The organism is Mycobacterium parascrofulaceum ATCC BAA-614 (assembly GCF_000164135.1).
Classification (GTDB): domain Bacteria; phylum Actinomycetota; class Actinomycetes; order Mycobacteriales; family Mycobacteriaceae; genus Mycobacterium; species Mycobacterium parascrofulaceum.
Map to the genome: position 1 here is coordinate 824,238 of NZ_GG770554.1, position 20,906 is coordinate 845,143.

At 69.2% G+C, this 20,906-nt stretch carries 16 protein-coding genes and 2 pseudogenes; 10 read left to right on the forward strand and 8 right to left on the reverse strand.

Annotated features, from left to right (window positions below):
• Positions 1-195 precede the first annotated feature (195 nt).
• From HMPREF0591_RS13870 to HMPREF0591_RS13880, 3 genes are all read left to right on the forward strand, one after another.
• Positions 196-1,347, forward strand: coding sequence for a metallophosphoesterase family protein (locus HMPREF0591_RS13870; RefSeq protein WP_007169208.1), 1,152 nt, complete (start codon positions 196-198; stop codon positions 1,345-1,347).
• Positions 1,344-3,965 carry an AAA family ATPase gene (locus HMPREF0591_RS13875; RefSeq protein WP_007169209.1) on the forward strand — a complete coding sequence of 874 codons (2,622 nt, stop codon included), beginning with the start codon at positions 1,344-1,346 and terminating at the stop codon, positions 3,963-3,965. Before HMPREF0591_RS13870 ends, HMPREF0591_RS13875 begins: the two co-directional genes overlap by 4 nt.
• A 98-nt stretch (positions 3,966-4,063) precedes the next feature.
• The gene (locus HMPREF0591_RS13880; protein ID WP_007169210.1) at positions 4,064-5,305 is read left to right on the forward strand and encodes an alpha/beta hydrolase; all 1,242 of its coding nucleotides are present in this window, start codon (positions 4,064-4,066) and stop codon (positions 5,303-5,305) included.
• Here the strand turns inward: HMPREF0591_RS13880 and HMPREF0591_RS13885 are convergent.
• Genes HMPREF0591_RS13885 through HMPREF0591_RS13900 form a run of 4 tightly spaced genes read right to left on the reverse strand, consistent with a single transcriptional unit; the run spans position 5,292 to position 10,687 of the window.
• Positions 5,292-6,893: an ABC transporter family substrate-binding protein gene (locus HMPREF0591_RS13885; protein WP_425270191.1), complete on the reverse strand. Its 1,602-nt coding sequence runs from the start codon at positions 6,891-6,893 to the stop codon at positions 5,292-5,294. The genes HMPREF0591_RS13880 and HMPREF0591_RS13885 overlap by 14 nt on opposite strands.
• 58 nt (positions 6,894-6,951) lie before the next feature.
• Entirely contained in the window at positions 6,952-8,790 is a 1,839-nt protein-coding gene (locus HMPREF0591_RS13890; protein WP_007169212.1) for a dipeptide ABC transporter ATP-binding protein, read from the reverse strand.
• On the reverse strand, positions 8,787-9,713 hold the full coding sequence (locus HMPREF0591_RS13895; RefSeq protein ID WP_007169213.1) for an ABC transporter permease: 927 nt from the start codon (positions 9,711-9,713) through the stop codon (positions 8,787-8,789). Before HMPREF0591_RS13895 ends, HMPREF0591_RS13890 begins: the two co-directional genes overlap by 4 nt.
• On the reverse strand, positions 9,710-10,687 hold the full coding sequence (locus HMPREF0591_RS13900) for an ABC transporter permease (protein WP_007169214.1): 978 nt from the start codon (positions 10,685-10,687) through the stop codon (positions 9,710-9,712). Before HMPREF0591_RS13900 ends, HMPREF0591_RS13895 begins: the two co-directional genes overlap by 4 nt.
• Positions 10,688-10,879: 192 nt before the next feature.
• Between HMPREF0591_RS13900 and HMPREF0591_RS13905 the strand changes: the two genes are divergently transcribed.
• Positions 10,880-11,371 carry a beta-class carbonic anhydrase gene (locus HMPREF0591_RS13905; protein WP_007169215.1) on the forward strand — a complete coding sequence of 164 codons (492 nt, stop codon included), beginning with the start codon at positions 10,880-10,882 and terminating at the stop codon, positions 11,369-11,371.
• Positions 11,372-11,431: 60 nt separating this feature from the next.
• On the opposite strand, the pseudogene HMPREF0591_RS30980 reads toward HMPREF0591_RS13905, so the two are convergent.
• Positions 11,432-11,633: pseudogene (locus tag HMPREF0591_RS30980) on the reverse strand (hypothetical protein); the annotation flags it as partial.
• Positions 11,634-11,787: 154 nt separating this feature from the next.
• Here HMPREF0591_RS30980 and cysD point away from each other — a divergent pair.
• The 3 genes and pseudogenes from cysD to HMPREF0591_RS13920 all read left to right on the forward strand — a co-directional run bounded on the left by cysD (position 11,788) and on the right by HMPREF0591_RS13920 (position 15,282).
• Positions 11,788-12,760, forward strand: a pseudogene (gene cysD / locus HMPREF0591_RS13910) (sulfate adenylyltransferase subunit CysD).
• The gene (gene cysC / locus HMPREF0591_RS13915; RefSeq protein WP_007169217.1) at positions 12,760-14,610 is read left to right on the forward strand and encodes an adenylyl-sulfate kinase; all 1,851 of its coding nucleotides are present in this window, start codon (positions 12,760-12,762) and stop codon (positions 14,608-14,610) included. The pseudogene cysD and the gene cysC overlap by 1 nt, the downstream one beginning before the upstream one ends.
• A gap of 186 nt (positions 14,611-14,796) precedes the next feature.
• Complete coding sequence (locus HMPREF0591_RS13920) at positions 14,797-15,282, forward strand: Rrf2 family transcriptional regulator (RefSeq protein ID WP_040622522.1); 486 nt, start codon at positions 14,797-14,799, stop codon at positions 15,280-15,282.
• Positions 15,283-15,299: 17 nt separating this feature from the next.
• Here the strand turns inward: HMPREF0591_RS13920 and HMPREF0591_RS13925 are convergent, their stop codons facing one another.
• Positions 15,300-15,689 (reverse strand): VOC family protein, encoded by a 390-nt coding sequence (locus HMPREF0591_RS13925; RefSeq protein WP_007169219.1) that lies wholly within the window; start codon positions 15,687-15,689, stop codon positions 15,300-15,302.
• A gap of 86 nt (positions 15,690-15,775) precedes the next feature.
• A complete protein-coding gene (locus HMPREF0591_RS13930; protein WP_040622525.1) occupies positions 15,776-16,189 on the reverse strand; it encodes a VOC family protein in 414 nt (137 codons plus the stop codon).
• A gap of 70 nt (positions 16,190-16,259) precedes the next feature.
• On the opposite strand from HMPREF0591_RS13930, the gene HMPREF0591_RS13935 reads away from it, so the two are divergent.
• Positions 16,260-17,138: an LLM class flavin-dependent oxidoreductase gene (locus HMPREF0591_RS13935; RefSeq protein WP_040622829.1), complete on the forward strand. Its 879-nt coding sequence runs from the start codon at positions 16,260-16,262 to the stop codon at positions 17,136-17,138.
• Between the two features lie 4 nt (positions 17,139-17,142).
• Here the strand turns inward: HMPREF0591_RS13935 and HMPREF0591_RS13940 are convergent, their stop codons facing one another.
• The gene (locus tag HMPREF0591_RS13940) at positions 17,143-18,864 is read right to left on the reverse strand and encodes an NAD-binding protein (RefSeq protein WP_007169222.1); all 1,722 of its coding nucleotides are present in this window, start codon (positions 18,862-18,864) and stop codon (positions 17,143-17,145) included.
• A 159-nt stretch (positions 18,865-19,023) separates the two neighbouring features.
• Here HMPREF0591_RS13940 and HMPREF0591_RS31945 point away from each other — a divergent pair, with 159 nt between their 5' ends.
• The gene (locus HMPREF0591_RS31945) at positions 19,024-20,319 is read left to right on the forward strand and encodes a tetratricopeptide repeat protein (RefSeq protein WP_007169223.1); all 1,296 of its coding nucleotides are present in this window, start codon (positions 19,024-19,026) and stop codon (positions 20,317-20,319) included.
• 87 nt (positions 20,320-20,406) lie between these two features.
• Positions 20,407-20,892 carry an NUDIX domain-containing protein gene (locus HMPREF0591_RS13950; RefSeq protein ID WP_170826023.1) on the forward strand — a complete coding sequence of 162 codons (486 nt, stop codon included), beginning with the start codon at positions 20,407-20,409 and terminating at the stop codon, positions 20,890-20,892.
• The last annotated feature ends 14 nt before the right edge of the window (positions 20,893-20,906 follow it).

Here is a 20,906-nt window from a genome sequence, read left to right on the forward strand (position 1 = left end):
CGCCCCCAAAACCGCCACAGATACACACTCGCGCAAAAAGTTTGGCGAGTTTTTGCGGCGCTTGTGGTCATGCCCCCGAACAACCCCAAACTAGCCGCTCAAAGACCTGCCGGGCGAGGTCCCGCGTCTTGTCGGTGCGCGGACTTAAGCTCGCCATGCCCTGGTAACCACGCACATCGAAAGGGGGTCGCCGCCATGCGGTTCCTGCACACGGCCGACTGGCAGCTTGGCATGACCCGGCACTTTCTCGCCGGTGACGCCCAGCCGCGGTACTCGGCTGCCCGCCGTGACGCGGTGGCCGGTCTGGGTGCGCTGGCGGCTGAGGTGGGCGCCGAGTTCGTCGTGGTGTCCGGTGACGTCTTCGAGCACAATCAGCTTCCCCCGCAGGTTGTCGGTCAGTCCTTGGAAGCTATGCGCGCCATCGGGATTCCGGTCTACCTGCTGCCGGGCAACCACGACCCGCTGGACGCATCTTCCGTATACACCAACGCGCTGTTCACCGCCGAACGTCCCGACAACGTCATGGTGCTCGACCGGGCCGGCGTCCACCAGGTAAGGCCGGGGCTGGAGATCGTCGCCGCGCCGTGGCGCTCCAAGGCCCCGACCACCGACCTCGTCGCCGACGTCCTCGAGGGCCTGACGCCAGGGCCGGTCACCCGGATACTGGTCGCGCACGGCGGCGTCGACGTCCTGGATCCCGATCGCGACAAACCCTCCTTGATCCGGCTCGCCAGGCTTGACGATGCCCTTGCCGCCGGCACCTTGCACTACGTCGCACTGGGGGACAAGCACTCGCGCACCGACGTCGGCAACAGCGGCCGGGTCTGGTATTCCGGTTCGCCCGAGGTCACCAACTTCGACGACGTCGAATCGGACCCCGGCCATGTGCTCGTCGTCGACATCGACGAGGCCGACCCCCGCCGCCCCGCAACGGTGGAATCGCGGCACGTCGGCCGCTGGCGGTTCGTCACCATGCACCGACAGATCGACACCCGCCGCGACATCGCCGATCTCGACCTGAATCTCGATCTGATGACCGAAAAGGACCGCACCGTAGTCCGATTGGCGCTCACCGGGTCACTGACGGTCACCGACCGCGCGGCGCTGGATGCCTGCCTGGACAAGTACGCGCGGTTGTACGCCTGGCTCGGGTTGTGGGAACGCCGCACCGACCTCGCGGTCATTCCGGCCGACGGCGAATTCAGCGACCTCGGCATCGGGGGATTCGCCGCCGCGGCGGTCGACGAGCTGGTGGCAACCGCGCGCGAGGGGGACCCGGAGACCGCCGTCGACGCGCAGGCGGCGCTGGCCCTGTTACTCCGCCTCACCGATCGGGGTGCCGCATGAAGCTGCATCGCCTGATCCTGACCAACTACCGCGGCATCGCCCACCGGGAGATCGAATTCCCCGACCATGGCGTCGTCGTGGTCTGCGGCGCCAACGAGATCGGCAAGTCGTCGATGATCGAGGCCCTCGACCTGCTGCTGGAGTGCAGGGACCGCTCGACGAAGAAGGAAGTCAAGCAGGTCAAGCCCACCAACAGCGACGTCGGCTCCGAGGTCAGCGCCGAATTAAGCTGCGGCCCTTACCGATTCGTCTACCGCAAGCGGTTCCACAAGAAGTGCGAAACCGAGCTGACGATTCAGGCGCCGCACCGGGAGCAACTCACCGGCGACGAGGCGCACGAGCGGGTCCGCGCGATGCTGGCCGAGACGGTGGACAGCGATCTGTGGCATGCCCAGCGAGTGCTGCAGTCCGCGTCGACCACCGCGGTGAATCTGTCGGGCTGCGATGCGCTCTCGCGCGCGCTCGATGTGGCGGCGGGCGACACCGGGGCGCTGTCCGGCACCGAGCCGTTGCTGATCGAACGAATCGACGCCGAATACGCGCGCTATTTCACCCCCACCGGGCGCCCCACGGGCGAATGGGTGGCCGCTATCACCCGGCTGGCCGACGCCGAGGCCGCGGTCGCCCAGTGTGCGGCGGCGGTCGCCGAGGTCGACGAGCGGGTGTGTCGGCACGCCGTCCTCACCGAAGAGGTGGCGGAGTTGTCGCAGCAGCGCATCGCGGCCCAGCCCCGGCTCGCCGCTGCCCAAAAGGCCGCGGAAGAGATCACCGAGCTGACCGGTCAGGCGCGGGAGGCCGAGCTGATCGCCGTCGCCGCTGCGGCGACGAGCGCGTCCGCGGCGACCGCCCACACCTCACGGCTGCAACTACTCGCCGAAATCGGCACCCGCACGGCCGCGGTCTCGGCCGCCGAGGCGCAGGCGCGCGAAGCCGCCGACGCTCGCGCGGCGGCGCACCGTCAAGCCGAGGCCGCGGACGCGGCGGCCCGGGAGGCCGCCGAGGCCCATGCGGACCTGCAGCGCCGCGTGGAAGCCGCGCGCCGCATCGTCACCCAACTCGCCGAGCGCGAGGAGGCCGACCGGTTGAGCGCCCGCTTGGCCAAGATCGAGGCCGCCCAGCGGGACCACGACCAAGCGTGCGCCGCGCTGCGCGACATCGCCATCACCGAGCAGTTGCTGCGGCGAATCGAGGACGCCGCAGCCATGGTCGATCGAATCGGTGACCAGTTGGCGTCGACATCCGCGGCGGTCGAGTTCACCGCCGACGCGGACATCGAGCTTTCCATCGGAGACCAACGAGTGTCGTTGTCCACCGGTCAGACCTGGTCCGTCACGACCACCGGGCCCGCCGCTGTCCAGGTGCCCGGGGTCCTGACCGCCCGGATCACCCCCGGGGCGACGACAATCGACACTCAAGCGAAATACACCGCGGCACAAGAAGAACTGGCCACGGCGGTGGCCGCCGGCCGGGTGGCCGACCTCACGGCCGCCCGATCCGCGGATCGGCGGCGCCGCGAACTGCAGGGCAGCCGTGACCAGCTGAGCGCCACCCTGGCCGGGCTGCGCGGTGACGAGGAGATCGGCCAACTGCGTTCGCGCCTGGCGCAGCTGCGCGCCGATCAGCCGGCCGACGCGGTCCTCGCCGCGACCGACGCAGGCACCGCGCGTGACGAACTCGATGCGCTCGAGGCGACGTGCCTGGCCGCGGCGTCGGAGTGCGAGGACCGCCGTCGCGACGCCGCCGGCGCCGCCGCCCGGTTCACCGAGTTGACCACTCGCGCAACGGTTCTCCAGAACGCATGGGAGACGCAACTCGGCGAACTCACCGCGGCCACCGAGCGGCTGACCCAAGAGCGGGAATCGGCCGGCGACGGCGATCTCGCCGCCGCGGCGGATGCGGCGCTGCAAGCGGCGCGGGCCGCCGAGAGTCGCCACACCGAACTGTCCGGCGCGTTGACGGCGGCCAATCCGGACGCGGTGCACACCGAATTGGCCGCGGCCACCGAGGAAATGGAAGAACTGCGCGAGCGCTACGAAGAGGCGGCGCGCGTGTTGCGCGAGATCTCCATCGAACTCTCGGTGATGGGAAGCGAGGGGCGCCAGGGCAAGCTCGACGCCGCGGAAACAGAACGCGAGCACGCCGCCAGCGCGCACATCCGGGTCGGCAGCCGCGCCCGCGCGGCCCGGCTACTGCGATCGGTCATGACCCGCCACCGCGACACCACGCGCCAGCGATACGTCGAGCCGTATCGCGCGGAACTACAGCGGCTCGGCCGCCCGGTGTTCGGGCCGACATTCGAGGTCGACATCGACAGCGACCTGTGCATTCGCAGCCGCACGCTCAACGGCGTGACGGTGCCGTACGAGTCCCTGTCCGGTGGGGCAAAGGAACAACTCGGCATCCTGGCCCGGCTGGCCGGCGCCGCCCTGGTCGCCAAGGAGGACGCCGTCCCGGTCGTGGTCGACGACGCGCTCGGATTCACCGACCCCGACCGGCTGGCGAAGATGGGCGAGGTGTTCGACACGGTGGGCAGCCACGGCCAGGTGATCGTGCTCACCTGCAGTCCCGACCGCTACGACGGCGTCAAGGGCGCGCACCGCATCGATCTCAGCGCCTGACCCAAAGGCGCTGAGCTGCGTCGATCGCCGCAGGTGGACCGGCGCGGCGGTGCCCGTCGGCCGGCCCGGCAGAATGGGTCCATGGCGGGCCGACACCGATGACGATGAATGCGAAGCGGCGCCGGGTACAGGAGAAACTCGCGGCGCTGCCGGGTGTACGACCGGTGCGCCGGCCGATCTCGCCGGGGAACACCGAAAAGTTCGACCTGTACTACGTGCGCACCGGCCGGAAGTCGGCCCATCCCGTGGTCATCATCCCGGGCGGCCCCGGGGTGGCGTCGGTACAGATGTACAAAGGCCTCCGGCGCCGCGCGGCCGCCGCGGGGCTGGACGTCATCATGATCGAACACCGCGGGGTGGGCATGTCGCGCCACGACGACTCGGGCGCGGACCTGCCGCCGGAGGCGATCACCGTGAATCAGGTCGTCGACGACATCGCCGCCGTGCTCGACGACGCCCATGTCGACTCGGCCGTCATCTACGGCGCGTCGTACGGCACCTACGTCGCCGCCGGCTTCGGCGTGCGCCACCCGGCCCGGGTGCGGGCGATGATCCTCGACTCGCCGCTGCTGTCACGGCACGACATCGTGATCGTGCGCCGCGCGATCCGTCGCGTGCTGCTGCGCGGCGACAGCCCCGAAACCGCCGCGCTGGCGCCGAAAATGCGCAAGCTCGTCGACGCGGGGGCGATGACCCCGGCGGCCACCCAGGTGGTGGCGACGATCTACGGCTACGGCGGCGCCGACCTGCTCGAGCGTGAACTCGATCTGCTGCTGGATGGTCGAAAGCTGCTGTGGTGGGCGATGTCCCGGTTCACCACCCTGGGCAACCTGCCGTATCGCTACGAGGAAGACCTGGTGAGCCGCATCGCGTTTCGCGAACTCGACTACGCGGCCGAGCCCGACGGGCTGCCGCTGGACCCCGCGGTCGCCGAACGCGAAGCCCGCACGCAGACGGCGACGTTCGAGGACGAGCCCTACGATCTGGTCGCCGAGATGCCGCACTTCGGCTGGCCGACCGCGGTGGTTTCCGGCGGCCGCGACCTGATCACCCCGCCGGCCGTCGCGGAGCGGGTCGCCTCGCTAGTGCCCCACGCGGTGCTCCTGAAGCTGCCCACCATGGCGCACAGCGCGCTCGACTTTCGCGAGGCCGCGGCGATCGCCATCGCCCGCGCGGTGTGGCGGGGCGAAATCGACAGCCTCGCCGCGCAAGCACCCGCGCTCGACGCGCTACCCGCACGCCCCGAGCTGCGCCTGCTCTGGAAAGTCATCGGGCTGGCCGCCACGGTGGAGGGCGCGCTGCCGATCCCGGCGGGGCTGCGCCGGATCAGCCGCGCATGAAACCGATGGCGGTGTAGTCCAAGTCGGCGAGGCCGGCCGCGCCGAAGTTGGCCAGCGTGCTGCGCACCGCGACGTCGCCGGGCGATTGGGTCAGCGGCAGGCTGAAACCCTCGGCCCAAATGAGTTTGTCGAGATCGTTGGCCAACGCCCGGGCCTTGGCGGGATCGAGCTCTTCGAGCGTCCGCTCGATCGCCGCGTCGATCTGCGGGCCGCCGATCTTGCCGAAGTTGCTCTCCCCGCCCGACAGGTAGATCTGGGTGAGCGCCGAGAGCGGGAAAGCGTCGCCCAGCCAACCGAATTGGGCCATGTCGAAATCGCCGACGTTGATGTAGTTGGTGAAAAACCCGCTGCCGGCCCTGGCGACGAGTTCCAGCTTGACGCCGATCTGCGCCAGACTGTGCTGCGCGATCTGGGCGAACTGCCGGCTGCCCTGGGCGTCGTAGAACAGGTCGCGGATGACCAGCTGGCGCCCGTCCTTCTCGCGGAACTGGCCGTTGAGCTTCCAGCCCAGCGCGTCGAGCTCGCGTTTGGCCTCGTCCGGGTCGTAGGGAACGACCGAGCTGTTGTCCTGGTAACCCTTCTGCCCCGCGACGTAGATGTGGTTGCCTAGGGCCACCGGGTCACTGGTGAGGCCGTATTGCACCACCTTGGCGATGGTGCGCCGGTCGATGCCCTTGGCCACCGCCAGGCGCAGCGCCTTGTCGGCCAGGATGGCCCCGCGCGCGCCGTTGAACGTGAAGTGCGACCATGCGGGGGCCGGGGCGCGCCGGATCGAGATGCCCTTCGTGCGCTGGGCGATGGTCAGCTGGTCGACGGTGCCTACCCCGGATGCGTCGATGGTGTTGTTCTGCAACGCCGGCAGCCGCGCGGCGTCGTCGAGCACCAGGTAGGTGATGTTGTCCAGGCGCGGTCGGGCGCCCCACCATTTCGGGTTGCGGGACAACACGATCCGCTGGGTGGTCCGATCCAGCGATGTGACGATGAACGGGCCGGCGGACGGGCCCGGCCCGTCGAGTTGCCCCTTGTTGAACGCCTCGGGAGTGGCCGTCACACTCCGGGGCAGCAGCATGCCGTTGCCGGCGAACATGCCGCGCCACTCCGCGTACGGCTTGGCGAACGTCATGACGGCCTGCCGGTCGTCGACACCGCGGGTGACCGACGCGACGCGGTCGGCGCCGCCGGGTCCGGCGATCTCGAACGCCTTGTCGGCGCCGCTCAAGGCGTGCACCTGGCTGGCGATGTCTTCCCAGGTGATCGGCGTGCCGTCGGACCACACCGCCCTGGGGTTGATCGTGTAGGTCACCACCTGCGGCGCGGTCGCGGTCAGCTCGACGCTGGTGAAGTAGTCGGTGTCGACCGTCGTCGAGCCGTCCGCGCCGATGACGAACGCCCGCGGCAGCGTCGCCTTCATCATCGCCGCGACCTCGGCCGAATTGCCGTCGATGTGCAGGATGTTGAAGTTGGGCGGGAAGTCGCTGAGCGCCAGCCGCAGGCTGCCGCCGTCTTGCAGGGTCGCGGGATCCTGCGGGTTGATATCGCTGGTCGTGCCGATCTCGGCGTTCTGACCGGATTCCGGGACCACGCTGATCGCCGGTGAGCACCCGGACGCCGCGAGCCCCACGGCGAGGAGCGCCGCCGCGAGCCGCCTAGACACGTCGGCCCGGGTCCGGTTGTGGCACGGCGCCCAGCAGCCGCCGGGTGTAATCGTGCTGCGGGTCGCCGAACACCTGCTCGCTGTCGCCCTGCTCCACGATCGTGCCGGCATACATGACCACCACCTGGTGTGCGAGGTGTTTGACCACCGAAAGATCATGGGAGACGAAGAGATACGACAGCCCGTACCTCTCCTGCAGGTCGAGCAGCAGGTTGATGATGCCGGCCTGGATCGAGACGTCGAGAGCTGAGACCGGCTCGTCGAGCGCCAGGATCTTCGGCTGCAGGGCCAGCGCCCGCGCGATCCCGATGCGCTGCTTCTGGCCGCCGGAGAACTCGGCGGGATAACGGGTGGCGTCGGCCCGGCGCAACCCGACGATCTCGAGCAACTCGGCGACGCGCGCGTCGGTCTCGCTCTTACCGAAGTCGTTGGCCAGCAACGGCTCTGCGAGCAGGTCGAACACCGGGAAGCGTGGGTCTAGCGACGCCACCGGGTCCTGGAACACCACTTGGATGTCGCGGCGCAACGACCGCCGTCGCGACGCCGACAGGGTCGCCACGTCCGCACCGAGCACTTCGATCGAACCCGACTGCGGCGCAACCAGTTCCAGTATCTCGTGCAGGGTGGTCGACTTGCCGGAGCCGGATTCGCCGACGATGCCCAGGGTGCGGCCCTGTCGCAACTCGAAACTGACGCCGTCGACCGCGCGGACCTCCCCGACGGTGCGGCGCAACACCACACCTTTGGTCAAGGCGAAGGTCTTGACCAGGTCGCGCACCCGCACCACGACCGACGAGTCGCCCACCGCCTCGCCGCGAGCGGAGGTGTTGACGCCGTAGATGTCGGCGGCGCTGCGGCCGTTGACCAGGTCGGTGCGGATGCAGGCCGCCCGATGATCGACACCCACCTGGAGCAACTCCGGCTCCTGCGCGCGGCATTCGTCGATGACGAGCGGGCAGCGGGGCGCGAAGGGACAGCCGGGTTCGAGCCCCACCAACGACGGCGGTGCGCCGGGAATCGGCACCAGCCGGGTGCCCTGCGGGGCGTCCAGCCGCGGCACCGAGCCCAGCAGCCCGACGGTGTAGGGCATCTGCCGGGCGCGGTAAAGGTCGTGCACTCCGGCGGTTTCGACGACCCGGCCCGCATACATCACCAACGCCCGGTCGGCGAACTCGGCGACCACGCCCAGGTCGTGGGTGATGATGAGTACGCCGGCGCCGGTGATGTCGCGCGCCGTCTTGAGCACCTCGAGGATCTGCGCCTGCACGGTGACGTCCAAGGCGGTGGTCGGTTCGTCGCAGATCAGCAGGTCCGGGTCGTTGGCGATCGCGATCGCGATGACCACCCGCTGCCGTTCGCCACCGGACAGCTCGTGCGGAAAGGCGCGGGCACGCCGTTCCGGTTGCGCGATGCCGACCAGGTCGAGCAGTTCCACCGCGCGCCGGCGGGCGGCCTTCTTGCCCACCTGCGGCTGATGGATCTCGATGGCTTCGGCGATCTGGTCGCCGACGGTGTAGACGGGCGTCAGCGCCGACATCGGGTCCTGGAAAACCATGCCGACCGCCTTGCCGCGGAACCGCGACATCGCGTCGTCGCCCAGGCCCAGCAACTCGGTGTCGTGCAACCGCACCGAGCCGCGCACCCGCGCGTACTCCGGCAGCAGACCCACCACCGCCATCGCCGAAACCGACTTGCCCGAACCCGATTCGCCGACCATGGCCACGACTTCGCCCGGGCCGACGCTGTAGCTGATGCCGCGCACCGCGGTCACCGGTTCGCCGTCCGTCGGGAAGGTGACGGCCAGGTCGGTCACCTCGAGCAGCGCGCTCACCGGGCGCCGGCCCGCAACATGCCGCTGCCGGGATCCAGCGCGTCGCGCAAGCCGTCACCGGTCACGTTGGCGCACACCAGGATCAACACCAGCACCCCCGCCGGGAACAGGAAAACCCACGGGAATGTCGTGGCGGATTGGGTGCCGTTGGCGATCAGGGTGCCCAACGACACGTCCGGCGGCTGAATGCCGAAGCCGAGAAAGCTCAGCCCGGTTTCGGCGAGGATGGCCGAGGCGACGTTGAGGGCGGCGTCGATGATGAGGATGGAGGCCACGTTGGGCACCACGTGGCCGAGGATGATCCGGCGACTGGACACGCCCATATACCTTGCGGCCCTGATGAATTCGCGTTCACGCAGGCTCATCGTCATGCCGCGCACCATGCGGGAGCTGATCATCCAGCCGAACCCGGCGAGCAGCAGGACGAGCATCAGGATGTTGGCCGAGCTCTTGGTTCGCGGGGTGACGATGGCGATGAGGATGAAGCTGGGCACCACCAACAGCAGGTCCACCAACCACATCAGCGCGCGGTCCCGCCAGCCGCCGAAATAGCCCGCGATCGAGCCCACGGTGGCGGCGATGCCGGTCGAGATGACCGCCACGCAGACGCCGATCAGCATCGACTTCTGCATGCCCCGCAGGATTTGCGCCAGCAGGTCCTGGCCCAGCGCGTTGGTGCCCAACCAGTGCCGGGCGTTCGGCGGTTGCAGCAGCGCGTCGAAATCGAGGTCGTCGTAGGAATACGGCAGCGCCGCCGGCAGCGCGTAGCAGCCGACGAAGAGCAGCACCAGCAGCGTCAGCGACGCGACCGCCAAACGATTGCGCACGAACCTGCGCAGCACCAGGGTGCGGCGCGAGGTGAACTCGGAGGCCTTCGGCGACGAGATTCCCTGCGCGCCGTCGACTTTGGTATCGGACGTCATGACACCCGCACTCTCGGGTCGAGGGCCGCATAGAAGACGTCGGAGAGCAGGCCGGCCAGCAGCACCACCGTTCCGGAGAACAGCGTGATCGCGGCGATGATGTAGGTGTCCTGCGTGGCGATGCCCTGCACCAGCCATTCGCCCATGCCGTGCCAGCCGAAGATCTTCTCCACGAACACCGCACCGGTGACCAGGCCGGCCACCCCGTAGGCGAAGAGGGTGGCCAACGGTATCAGGGCCGTGCGCAGCCCGTGTTTGACCAGCGCGCGCCGGCGGGTCAGCCCCTTGGCGCGCGCGGTGCGAATGAAATCCTGACCGAGGACGTCGAGCATCGCGTTGCGCTGATAACGGCTGTATCCGGCGGCGGCCGCCAAAGTCAGGGTGAGCGTGGGCAGGATAAGGTGCCGCAACCGGTCCATCAGGTGGTGCCCGAACCCGCCGACCACACCGGGCGAGGTTTCCCCGGTGTAGTCGAACAGCTGCACGCCCAAGGCCCAGTTCACCCGCAGCGCACCAAGGATCAGCAGGCTGGCGATCACGAACGTCGGGGTGCTCAGGATCAGCAACGCCACCATCGTGACGAGGCGGTCACTGAGCCGGTACTGGCGGATCGCTCCCCACGCCCCGGCCACGATGCCCAGGGCGGTTCCGGCCAGCGATCCAATGACCAGGAGCCGCAGGGTGACTCCGACGCGGCGCCAGAGCGTGGCACCGACGGGCTGCCCGGTGATGGTCTTTCCGAAGTCGCCGCGAACCGCGTGCGAGGCCCACTGCGCGTAGCGGATGGGGATCGGCCTGTCGAGATTCAGCGCGTGCGCCTTGGCGTCGATGACGGACTGCGGCGGTCGTGGGCTGCGCTGCAACAGGCTGTCCAGCGGCCGAAACGCCACCGACGTCAGGCAGAACGTCAGAAACGACGCCAGCGCCAGCAGCACCACGTAGTTGAGCAGCCGGCGCGCCAAGAAGCGAATCATCGCCGACCGCACCGCCCGTCCCGCATTGGGACAGGTTAACGAGCCCGGCCCGGGCCGGCCCGGTGCGGCGGCCGGATCCTTGTGATCCGGCTGATTTTCATGCGTCAATAATCGGTGGCCCGTTGTTAACATCCACCGCGGCACCGATGCAGGCAGCGAATTCCGTGCTGCGACACTCCCGAGGAGGTTTGCGTGACGGTTACCGAGGATTACCTGGCCAACAACGCCCGATACGCGAGCACCTTCAGTGGGCCGCTGCCGATGCCGCCGGCCAAACACGTCGCGGTCGTCGCATGCATGGACGCCCGGCTCGACGTGTATCGCCTGCTCGGCCTCAACGAGGGCGAGGCTCACGTCATCCGCAACGCCGGCGGGGTCGTCACTGACGACGTCATCCGCTCACTGGCCATCAGCCAGCGGCTGTTGGGGACCCGCGAGATCATCCTGATCCACCACACGGACTGCGGGATGCTGACCTTCACCGACGACGACTTCAAGCGCGGCATTCAAGAGGAGACCGGTTTGAAGCCGGCGTGGGCGGCCGAAGCGTTCCCGGACCCCGCCGAGGATGTCCGGCAGTCGCTGCGCCGGATCGAGGCCAGCCCGTTCGTGACCAAGCACGTCTCCGCGCGCGGATTCGTCTTCGACGTCGCGACGGGCAAGCTCGGGGAAGTCGCCGCATAGCCTCAACCGCTATAGCCGCACCGCTCCCGATCGGCCCAGCCTGTAGTTGCCGGGGCCTTCGCTGATCGCGCCCCCGTGGACCATGTCGCCGATGGTCACGGCCGATGGTCACGTCGGAGGGATCCCACGGCAGGCGCAGCCGGACCTCGCGCTCGTCGAGCCGGTGGGCAACGATGCCCAACTTCGCGACGAGTGGTGACTGGGGGAGGAACTGCGCGATGACGTCGCGGCCGCTCGGGCCGGCTGGTGCGGGTTCGGACAGGCGTCCGCCCGCGCTTTCGCGCCGGGCACCGGCCGGGAAGGGGCCACGCGCGCACTGGCCCGATGCGTCCCACGGCCGGCGAACGCGCCATGGGGGCCGCCCCACTTGACACCATCGCCGTTAGCTGATGCTATAGTGGGTAAAATTACTAAACTTGACCGGTTCTGCCAGGTTTGAGCCGGGTTTCCGAGGGAGCTATGACCAGCGAGCTGAAGGCGGGCCCCGCCGCCGGCCAGTACGAGTTGAGCCACCTGCGCTCACTGGAGGCCGAAGCGATCCACATCATCCGGGAGGTGGCCGCCGAGTTCGAGCGGCCCGTGCTGCTGTTCTCGGGCGGCAAGGACTCCATTGTGATGCTGCACCTGGCGCTGCGGGCGTTCCGGCCCGGGCGGTTGCCGTTCCCGGTGATGCACGTGGACACCGGGCACAACTTCGACGAGGTGATCGCGACGCGCGACGAGCTGGTCGCCGAGCACGGGGTGCGCCTGGTGGTCGCCTCCGTCCAGGAGGACATCGACGCCGGTCGCGTCGTCGAGCCGAAGCAGGGACGCAACTCGATCCAGACCGTGACGCTGCTGCGCGCGATCCGCGAGAACAAATTCGACGCGGCGTTCGGCGGGGCCCGCCGCGACGAGGAGAAGGCGCGCGCCAAGGAGCGGGTGTTCAGCTTCCGCGACGAGTTCGGCCAATGGGACCCGAAGGCGCAGCGGCCCGAGCTGTGGAACCTCTACAACGGCCGGCACCACAAGGGCGAACACATCCGGGCCTTCCCGCTGTCCAACTGGACCGAATTCGACATCTGGTCCTACATCGGCGCGGAGAACATCGCGCTGCCCTCGATCTATTACGCGCACCGCCGCAAGGTGTTTCGCCGTGACGGCATGCTGCTCGCGGTCGACCGGCACATGCGGCCGCGCGACGACGAGCCGGTGTTCGAGGCGACGGTGCGGTTCCGCACCGTCGGGGACGTCACCTGCACCGGATGCGTGGAATCGGAGGCCGCGACGGTGGCGGAGGTCATCGCCGAGACGGCGGTGTCCCGGCTGACCGAACGGGGCGCGACCAGGGCCGACGACCGAATCTCGGAGGCCGGCATGGAGGACCGCAAACGGCAGGGGTACTTCTGATGGCCACACCCACCACACTGCTTCGCATCGCGACCGCGGGTTCCGTCGACGACGGCAAGTCCACCCTGATCGGGCGCCTGCTCTACGACTCCAAGGCCGTCATGGAGGATCAGTGGGCGGCGGTGGAACAGACCTCCAAAGACCGTGGCCACGACTACACGGACCTGGCGCTGGTGACCGACGGCCTGCGGGCAGAGCGCGAACAGGGCATCACCATCGACGTCGCCTACCGCTATTTCGCCACTCCCAAGCGCAAATTCATCATCGCCGACACCCCCGGCCACATCCAATACACCCGCAACATGGTGACCGGCGCGTCGACCGCCCAACTGGTCATCGTCCTCGTCGATGCCCGGCACGGCCTGCTCGAGCAGTCCCGCCGGCACGCCTTCTTGGCCTCGCTGCTGGGCATCCAGCACGTCGTGCTCGCCGTCAACAAGATGGACCTGATCGGCTGGGACAGGGAGAAATTCGAGGCGATCCGCGACGAATTCCACGCCTTTGCCGCGCGGTTGGACGTGCACGACGTGGCCACCATCCCGATCTCCGCGTTGCACGGCGACAACGTGGTGAGCAAGTCGGACCAGACGCCCTGGTATGAGGGTCCGGCGCTGCTGTCGCACCTGGAAGAGGTCTACATCGCCGGCGACCGCAACCTGGTCGACGTGCGGTTCCCCGTCCAGTACGTCATCCGGCCGCACACCCGCGAACACCAGGACCACCGCAGTTACGCCGGCACCGTGGCCAGCGGGGTCATGCGTCCCGGCGACGAAGTCGTGGTCCTGCCGATCGGCAAGACCACCCGGATCACCGCGATCGACGGGCCCAACGGTCCAGTGGAAGAAGCGTTTCCACCGATGGCCGTGGCGGTGAGCCTGGCTGACGACATCGACATCTCGCGCGGCGACCTCATCGCCCGCACCAACAACCATCCCCGGGTCACGCAGGACTTCGACGCGACCGTGTGTTGGATGGCCGACGGCGCGACGCTGGAGCCCGGCCGCGAGTACGTCATCAAGCACACCACCCGCACCACCCGAGCGCGGGTGACCGCGCTGGATTACCGGCTCGACGTCAACACCCTGCACCGCGACAAGACCGCGACGGCGTTGCAGCTCAACGAACTTGGCCGCATCTCGCTGCGCACCCAGGTGCCGCTGCTGCTCGACGAGTACACCCGCAACGCCAGCACCGGTTCGTTCATCCTCATCGACCCGCACAGCAACGGCACTGTCGCGGCGGGCATGGTGCTGCGCGACGTCTCGGCGCAGACGGCGAGCCCGAACACCGTGCGGCACAAGTCATCGACCGTCGCGGAGGCGCGGCCACGAGGCAGGACGGTGTGGTTCACCGGCCTGTCCGGTTCCGGCAAGTCGTCGGTGGCGATGCTCGTCGAGCAGATGCTGCTCGAAAGGGGCGTCGCCGCTTACGTTCTCGACGGCGACAACCTGCGGCACGGATTGAACGCCGACCTGGGCTTCAGCATGGCCGACCGCGCCGAGAACCTGCGCCGGCTGGCGCATGTGGCGGCGCTGCTCGCCGATTGCGGCAACGTGGTGCTGGTGCCGGCGATCAGCCCGCTGACCGAGCAGCGCGAGATGGCTCGGAATGTGCACGCCACCGCGGGCTTCGACTTCGTCGAGGTGTTCTGCGACACCCCGCTCGACGAATGCGAACAGCGGGATCCGAAGGGGCTGTACGCCAAGGCGCGCGCGGGCGAGATAGCGAACTTCACCGGGATCGACAGCCCGTATCAACCGCCGGCCGATCCCGACCTGCGGCTGACGCCCGACCGCAGCGTCGAGGAGCAGGCGCAGCGCATCGTGGACCTGCTCGAATCGAGGGCTTAGCGCAGGGCTGCGTTCGATTGCCCGGCTTCTTCTCGGTCCGCGGCGCGGACCGCATCGTCGCCGGGCTGGGTTCGATTGCCCGGCTTGCCCCCGCAAGCGGGTGGTGCCCCACCTCGGTCCGCGGCGCGGACCGCATCGTCGCCGGGCTGCGCGGGAATCCGCTCACCGAGTGGCACAATCCTGAGAGTGCGCATGTCGGCGAAGGCGGAGTACGCGGTGCGGGCCATGGTCCAGCTCGCCACGGTCCCCCACGGGACGTTGGTGAAAACCGACGACTTGGCTCAGGCCCAGGGCATCCCGCCGCAGTTCCTCGTCGACATCCTGACCAACCTGCGCACCGACCGCCTCGTGCGCAGCCATCGGGGCCGCGAAGGCGGCTACGAGCTGGCCCGCCCGGGAGACGAGATCAGCATCGCCGACGTGTTGCGCTGCATCGACGGACCGCTGGCGAGCGTGCGCGACATCGGCCTGGGAGACCTGCCCTACTCGGGGCCCACCGCGGCGCTCACGGACGTCTGGCGGGCGCTGCGTGCCAGCATGCGCTCGGTGCTGGAAGAGACCACCTTGGCCGACGTCGCCGCCAACGCCCTGCCCAAGCACGTCGCGGAATTCGCCGACGACTACCGGACCCAGGAAAGCGCGCGGCACGGCACACCGCGCGCCGGCGAATAGGCGCCACGGCCCGCCGTTCAGCGCCCCGACCCATACGGGCGGGTGAGGATCTCCATGGCATGGCCGGACGGGTCGAGGAAGTACACGCCGCGACCGCCGTCGTTGTGGTTGATCTCGCCGGGGCGTTTGGCGCCCGGGTCCGCCCAATGCTGCAGGCCGCGCGAGGAGATCTTGCCGTAGATCGCGTCGAAGTCCTCCTCGGAGACCAGGAAGGCGTAGTGCTGTCGAGGGATCTCCGCGCCGTCGGGGGCATCCGCGTAATCCAGGTTCGCGCCATGCTCGAGTTGGACAACCATGAAGTGGCCGAACGGCTTTGGCTCCGGCAGGCCGAACAACTCGGCGAGGAACTGCGCTGACTCGTGCTTGTCGCGGGAGGCGACGATGGTGTGGTTGAAACTGATCGGCATAGTTCCTCTCTACCCCCCTTGGCGAGTGCGCGTGTCTGCACGCAGACACGCCGTACCCGCCGTCATTCTGCGCGCGCTCGCCACGACTACTTGGGCGCCGTGAGCTCCAGCGCGATGTTGTCCGGGTCCCGGAACTGCAGGATGTAGGACGGCCCGATGTCCTTCACCGGCTCGTGAGCCACGCCGAGCTCGTCGAGATGCGCTGCGGCGGAGTCCAATTCGTCCTTGCTGCCAACCCGGAAGGCGATGTGGTCGAGCCCGGCGCGATCCTCGTGAAAACGGTCGGTGGCCACGGGCCGCAGCCCGAGCAGCGTGCCGCCGAGGTCGTAGATGACCCCACCGAAGAGGAAGCTCAGCTGGTTGCGGGTGGCCTCGTCGGCGTTGTCGGGCACCTCCAGCAGGACCGGCCAACCGAACACGCTCTCGTAGAACTGCCGGGACCGCTCGATATCGGTCACGGTCAGGCGGACGTGCGCGATGGAACTGCTGGTGAAAGCCATCTGCTCCATGCTGCCACTGGAGGCGGCCGATGTAGGCCGCCATGTCAGAATCGCCGTCGTGCGGATTGCGATGACGCTGCCGGTGATGGAGCCGGACCTGGACGCGGACGTGTTGGAGAAGTGGGCCCGCGCGATCGACGACGGCCCGTTCTCGTCACTGTGCTGGGGCGAACGGATCGCGTTCGACAACCCGGACAACCTGACCCTGCTGGGCGCCCTGGCCGCGTGGACGAGCCGGGTGCGGCTGCTGACGACCGTGATCGTGCCGCAGCTGCACGACCCCGTCATGCTGGCCAAGGCGCTGGCCACCGGGGACATGCTCTGCGGCGGGCGACTGAGCGTGGGCATCGGCGTGGGGGGCAGGCACGAGGACTACCACGCCGTCGGCGCCGACCCGGCGACCCAGACCATGCGCGACATGGCCGACCGGGTGGCCGTGATGAAGCGGGTATGGGCGGGCGAAAAGCTCACCGAATCGGTGCTCCCGGTCGGGCCGGCCCCGGTGCAGCCCGGCGGCCCGCCGCTGTTGGTGGGCAGCATCGGGCCGAAGACCATCCGCAGCGCCGCGGCGTGGGCCGCCGGGCTGGCCGGGACCACCCTGGACCTGGACGTCGCCAAGCAGAACGAGCTGTTCGACGTCGCGCGCGACGCGTGGGCGCAGGCGGGAAGGGGCGAACCGCACCTGATCACGTCGTTCTGGTTCGCGTTCGGGTCGCCCGAGGCGGCGCGCGCCCAGGTGCATCGCCATCTCCGGCGCTACATGAACTGGATTCCGGCGGAGTACGTCGACGCCATGGCGCCGACGACCGGCTGGGCCGGCACCGAGGACGAACTGCTGGCGGTGCTGCGCGGGTTCGAGGCCATCGGCACCCACGAGGTGCAGCTCATCCCGACCAGTTCGGACGTCGACCAGCTGAGCCGCGCGGCCGACGTGGCGGCCAAAATCTAGCTGGTCAGGCGCTCGCCCGCTCGTCGCCCGCGGCCGGCTGCTGGGGCGGCTGGCCCTTGCGCAGCGTCGCCAGCAACTCGCGGTACGGGCCGACGAGGTACACCGTGTCGCCGCCGCGCAGCCAGGCGTCGCGCCGCGGGTGCAGCTCCACGGGCGCGTCCTGCCGGGTGATCGCGATGACGCGGGTCTGGGTGGACAGCTCGAACATCTTCAGCCCATCCAATTCGCTGCCGGCCGCAACGTGCATTCCGCCGATCATGAACGAACGCTGCCCGACGGAAAACGTGCCGAGCACCTGCAGGCCCATCGCGGCGCCGATGAACCACGGCGCGGCCAGTTCGACGGTGGACCGGACGTTTTCGAATCCGAACCGCTGCGCCACCGCGGCCCCCAGCTCGCGGTCGTAGACGCGCAGCACCAGCGGAACGTCGCGCCGGGGGACGCCGGAGATGACCCGGGGACCCAACATTTCGCGCAGCACGATCCCGGTCTCGATGTTTACCATGTCGTCCTGCGTCAGCACCGCCACCGCGCGGGCATGCTCGACGCGGGCGGCCTCGAGCGTCTGGCGCAGCGTCGCGTCCCCGAAGATCACCGGAACGTCCAGGTCGGCCGCCGTGGACAGGTAGCGGTTGTTCTCGTCCCGCTCGATCACCGCGACGTCGTACCCGGCCGACCGCAGGTCGGCGGCGACGCGGCTGCCGAACGAGCCGAGCCCGACGACGATGACGTGATTGCGCAGATGGCGCGCCCGGCGGCGCCCGACCGAATGGGCGAACCGCCGCGACAACAGCAGGTCGGCGATGAACGCGACGAGGAGCGCCGTGGTGGTGACGCCGGCGAACATCAACATGATGCTGAACAGCCGCAGCCAGGTGGGCTGGTGGAGGAAGCTGAAGTCGCCGTAACCCACCGTCGCGATCGTCTCGGTGCTGAAGTACAGCGCGTCCAGCCACGTCATCTTCGGACGCGGCTGGTACGAGAAGCGCAGGATCACTGTCGAGCCGATCAGCAGACAGGCCGCGGCCAGCGCGGCCCGCGCGAACATGGGGTTGACGTCGTCGCGCAGGGCGCGCACCCCGTCGAGCGCCCGCCGCAGCCGGAGCAGGCGATAGTGCGTCACGGTCGGCCGGGGGACCTTGATGCCGCGCGCGGCCAGCTCCTCGGCCGTGCCGATCATCGCCGTCCAGTCGCCCGCGTGTATCGACAGGTCGCGCCCCGGGCACGACACCACCTCTCCAGGGGTGGCGCAGTTCTCGCCGTGAATCACCGCCACCGGCGCCAGGTCGCCGTAGATCTCGCGCAGTGTCGCGTCACGCGGGGCTTCGGCGCCGGAGACGACGAACTCGATGCCCGCCGCCTCGAACGGGTGCACGGTGTGCGCCAGGCACGCCTCGACCACCGAGGGCGCCGCCAGGTCGGCGACGTCCAGGATCGCGCCGGGGCGCTTGTCCGCGGCCATCGCCGTGCGCAACACGTCGTTGGCCAGCCGAGCCACCACCCGCACGCGCGGGTTGGCCTTTCTTGCCAGCAGCGCGATTTCGAGGTTTGTCGCGTCGTCGTCGCCGACGCAGATCACCGCGCGGGCGCGGGTGACTCCGACGGTGTCGAGTTCGCCGGCGGTGCGGACCTTGACGATGTGCACGCCGGCGTTGTTGAGCTCCTCGACAATCGTCGTCGCAAGTGCGTCGTCACCGCTGACGATGATGTGGCCGCGCATGGTCATACACGCTTCCGGGCGTCCGGCATAACCCCCACCTCTGCTGACGTTGGCGTTTCGTTCCTATGACTATCGGGCACGGTGCCGATTCATGCCAGCGCGACACCGGACACTCCGGGGGCGGAGTGAATTGCCACGGGGCCGCCCGCGAGATTCGATAGCGGTATGACGCAGCCGGAACTGCCTGGGCCGCTGGCCGCCTTGACCCGGCTCATCTCGGAGCGCATCGCCGCCGCCGATTTCGCCGGGGCGTTGCCGCTGATGAACGAGCTGGTCGCGGTCTGCCGCCCGGTGCTGGGGGAGCGCCACCCCAACGTCTTGGACATGAAGCTCGCACTGGTGCACCTTCAGCTGCAGATGGGAGACCAGGCCGGCGCGTACGCCGTTCTCGAGCAGCTGGTGCCCGAATTCGATGAGGTGCTGGGGCGCGATCACATCACCACGTTGACGGCGCGGCACATGTTCGCGGACCGGCCGCAGCAGGAAACGCAGGCCGCGCTGGCCGAATGGTCGCAGCTGGCGGTCGACGAGGAAGGGGTGCTGGGCCCCGAGCACCCCACCGTGCTGACGTCGAGGGACCGGGTGGCGCACAAGCTGAGGGAGCTCGGTGACTACCCGGCCGCCATTGCGGAGGGCGAGTGGGTCCTCGACGCCCGGCGCCGGGTGCTCGGCGACGACCACGAGGACACGTTGGGCATGCGGTTGTCGCTGGCGCAATGGCACGGCGAATCGGTGGACGGCGCCGGCGCGGTGGCTCAGCTCGAGTCGCTGGTCGAGGTGATGCGCGACAAGCTGGGTCACGACCACCGCCACACCCTGATCGCGCGGCACACCATCGCGCTGTGGGAGCCCGAACCGGAGGACTACGGGGACAAGGTGGCCGTCTGGCAAGCCCTCGTCGACGACGAGGCCCGGGTGTTCGGCGACGACAATCCGATCACCGTCGCGGCGCGCGAGGAACTGGCGAAGTGGCGCGACCGTGTCGAGGACAACCGCTGGGTCGCCGAGATGCGCGACCGGGTCGAAGAAGCAACAAAGCGGCGGCTACGTGCCAAACGACAAGTGACGCAGCGCTTTTCGGACGACGAATACCTGCGGTGCTGGCTCGCCGAGCGCGGCGCCCAATTCCCGGTGTGGGCCGGCCATTACGGCGGCGACGCCGTGTGGGACTTCTCGCCGGGGTCCCTTGATGCGTTGGAAGAGCTGGTCATCCAGAAGGCGCCGACGCCGGAGCAGCTCCTGGACGAGGAGCGGAACGCGCCGTTCGTCGACGGCGCCGTGTGGTATCTGGGCGAGGTGCTGCGCCGCGGACGGTCCCTCCCGTGGCAATACACCGGTGGCGACACGGCCGATCCCACGGTCGGGCACGTCGACGTCTTCGAAGTCCTCACCCGCGCGCTGCACTCCGTCGACCGCGGCGCCCTGCGCCGCACGTACGACCGGTTCAGCGCATCCCAGTGAGGCGACGCACCGCCGGGCGGTAGCGATACTAGGGTCGTGCCCTTCATCGAACGCGTCGCGTCCCGCGAGATCTACCGGAGCCAATGGATGGTGCTCCGCGAAGACGACATCCGCCGCCCCGACGGCAGCCCGGGCATCTACGGCGTGGTGGACAAACCGGACTATGCGCTGGTGATGCCGTTCGACGGGCACCGCTTCCGGCTGGTCGAGCAGTTCCGGTACCCGCTGGGGGAGCGGCGGTGGGAATTCCCCCAGGGCACCGCCCCCGGCTTGGCCGACACCGACCCTGCGGAGCTGGCCGAACGCGAGCTGCGCGAGGAAACGGGGTTGAGTGCGACGTCGTTCGAGGTGCTCGGGCAGCTCGACGTCGCCCCGGGCATGACCAGCCAGCGCGGGTGGGTGTTCCTGGCTACCGGGATCGCCGAGGGCGAACCGGATCTGGAGCACGAGGAACAGGACCTGCGCAGCGCCTGGTTCGAGCGCGAGGACGTCGAGCAGATGATCCGTTCGGGAGTGATGGCCGACGCGCAGTCGGTCGCGGCCTACGGCCTGTTCCTGCTGCGGCGACCATGACCCGCGCGTGAGGG

Bases quoted from the DNA above. Each gene is read 5' to 3' on its own strand.
- HMPREF0591_RS13870 (WP_007169208.1), top strand. From the start codon at position 196: ATGCGGTTCCTGCACACGGCCGACTGGCAGCTTGGCATGACCCGGCAC.
- HMPREF0591_RS13875 (WP_007169209.1), top strand. From the start codon at position 1,344: ATGAAGCTGCATCGCCTGATCCTGACCAACTACCGCGGCATCGCCCAC.
- HMPREF0591_RS13880 (WP_007169210.1), top strand. From the start codon at position 4,064: ATGACGATGAATGCGAAGCGGCGCCGGGTACAGGAGAAACTCGCGGCG.
- HMPREF0591_RS13895 (WP_007169213.1), bottom strand. From the start codon at position 9,713: ATGACGTCCGATACCAAAGTCGACGGCGCGCAGGGAATCTCGTCGCCG.
- HMPREF0591_RS13900 (WP_007169214.1), bottom strand. From the start codon at position 10,687: ATGATTCGCTTCTTGGCGCGCCGGCTGCTCAACTACGTGGTGCTGCTG.
- cysC (WP_007169217.1), top strand. From the start codon at position 12,760: ATGGCCACACCCACCACACTGCTTCGCATCGCGACCGCGGGTTCCGTC.
- HMPREF0591_RS13925 (WP_007169219.1), bottom strand. From the start codon at position 15,689: ATGCCGATCAGTTTCAACCACACCATCGTCGCCTCCCGCGACAAGCAC.
- HMPREF0591_RS13930 (WP_040622525.1), bottom strand. From the start codon at position 16,189: ATGGCTTTCACCAGCAGTTCCATCGCGCACGTCCGCCTGACCGTGACC.
- HMPREF0591_RS13935 (WP_040622829.1), top strand. From the start codon at position 16,260: ATGACGCTGCCGGTGATGGAGCCGGACCTGGACGCGGACGTGTTGGAG.
- HMPREF0591_RS13940 (WP_007169222.1), bottom strand. From the start codon at position 18,864: ATGACCATGCGCGGCCACATCATCGTCAGCGGTGACGACGCACTTGCG.
- HMPREF0591_RS31945 (WP_007169223.1), top strand. From the start codon at position 19,024: ATGACGCAGCCGGAACTGCCTGGGCCGCTGGCCGCCTTGACCCGGCTC.
- HMPREF0591_RS13950 (WP_170826023.1), top strand. From the start codon at position 20,407: ATGGTGCTCCGCGAAGACGACATCCGCCGCCCCGACGGCAGCCCGGGC.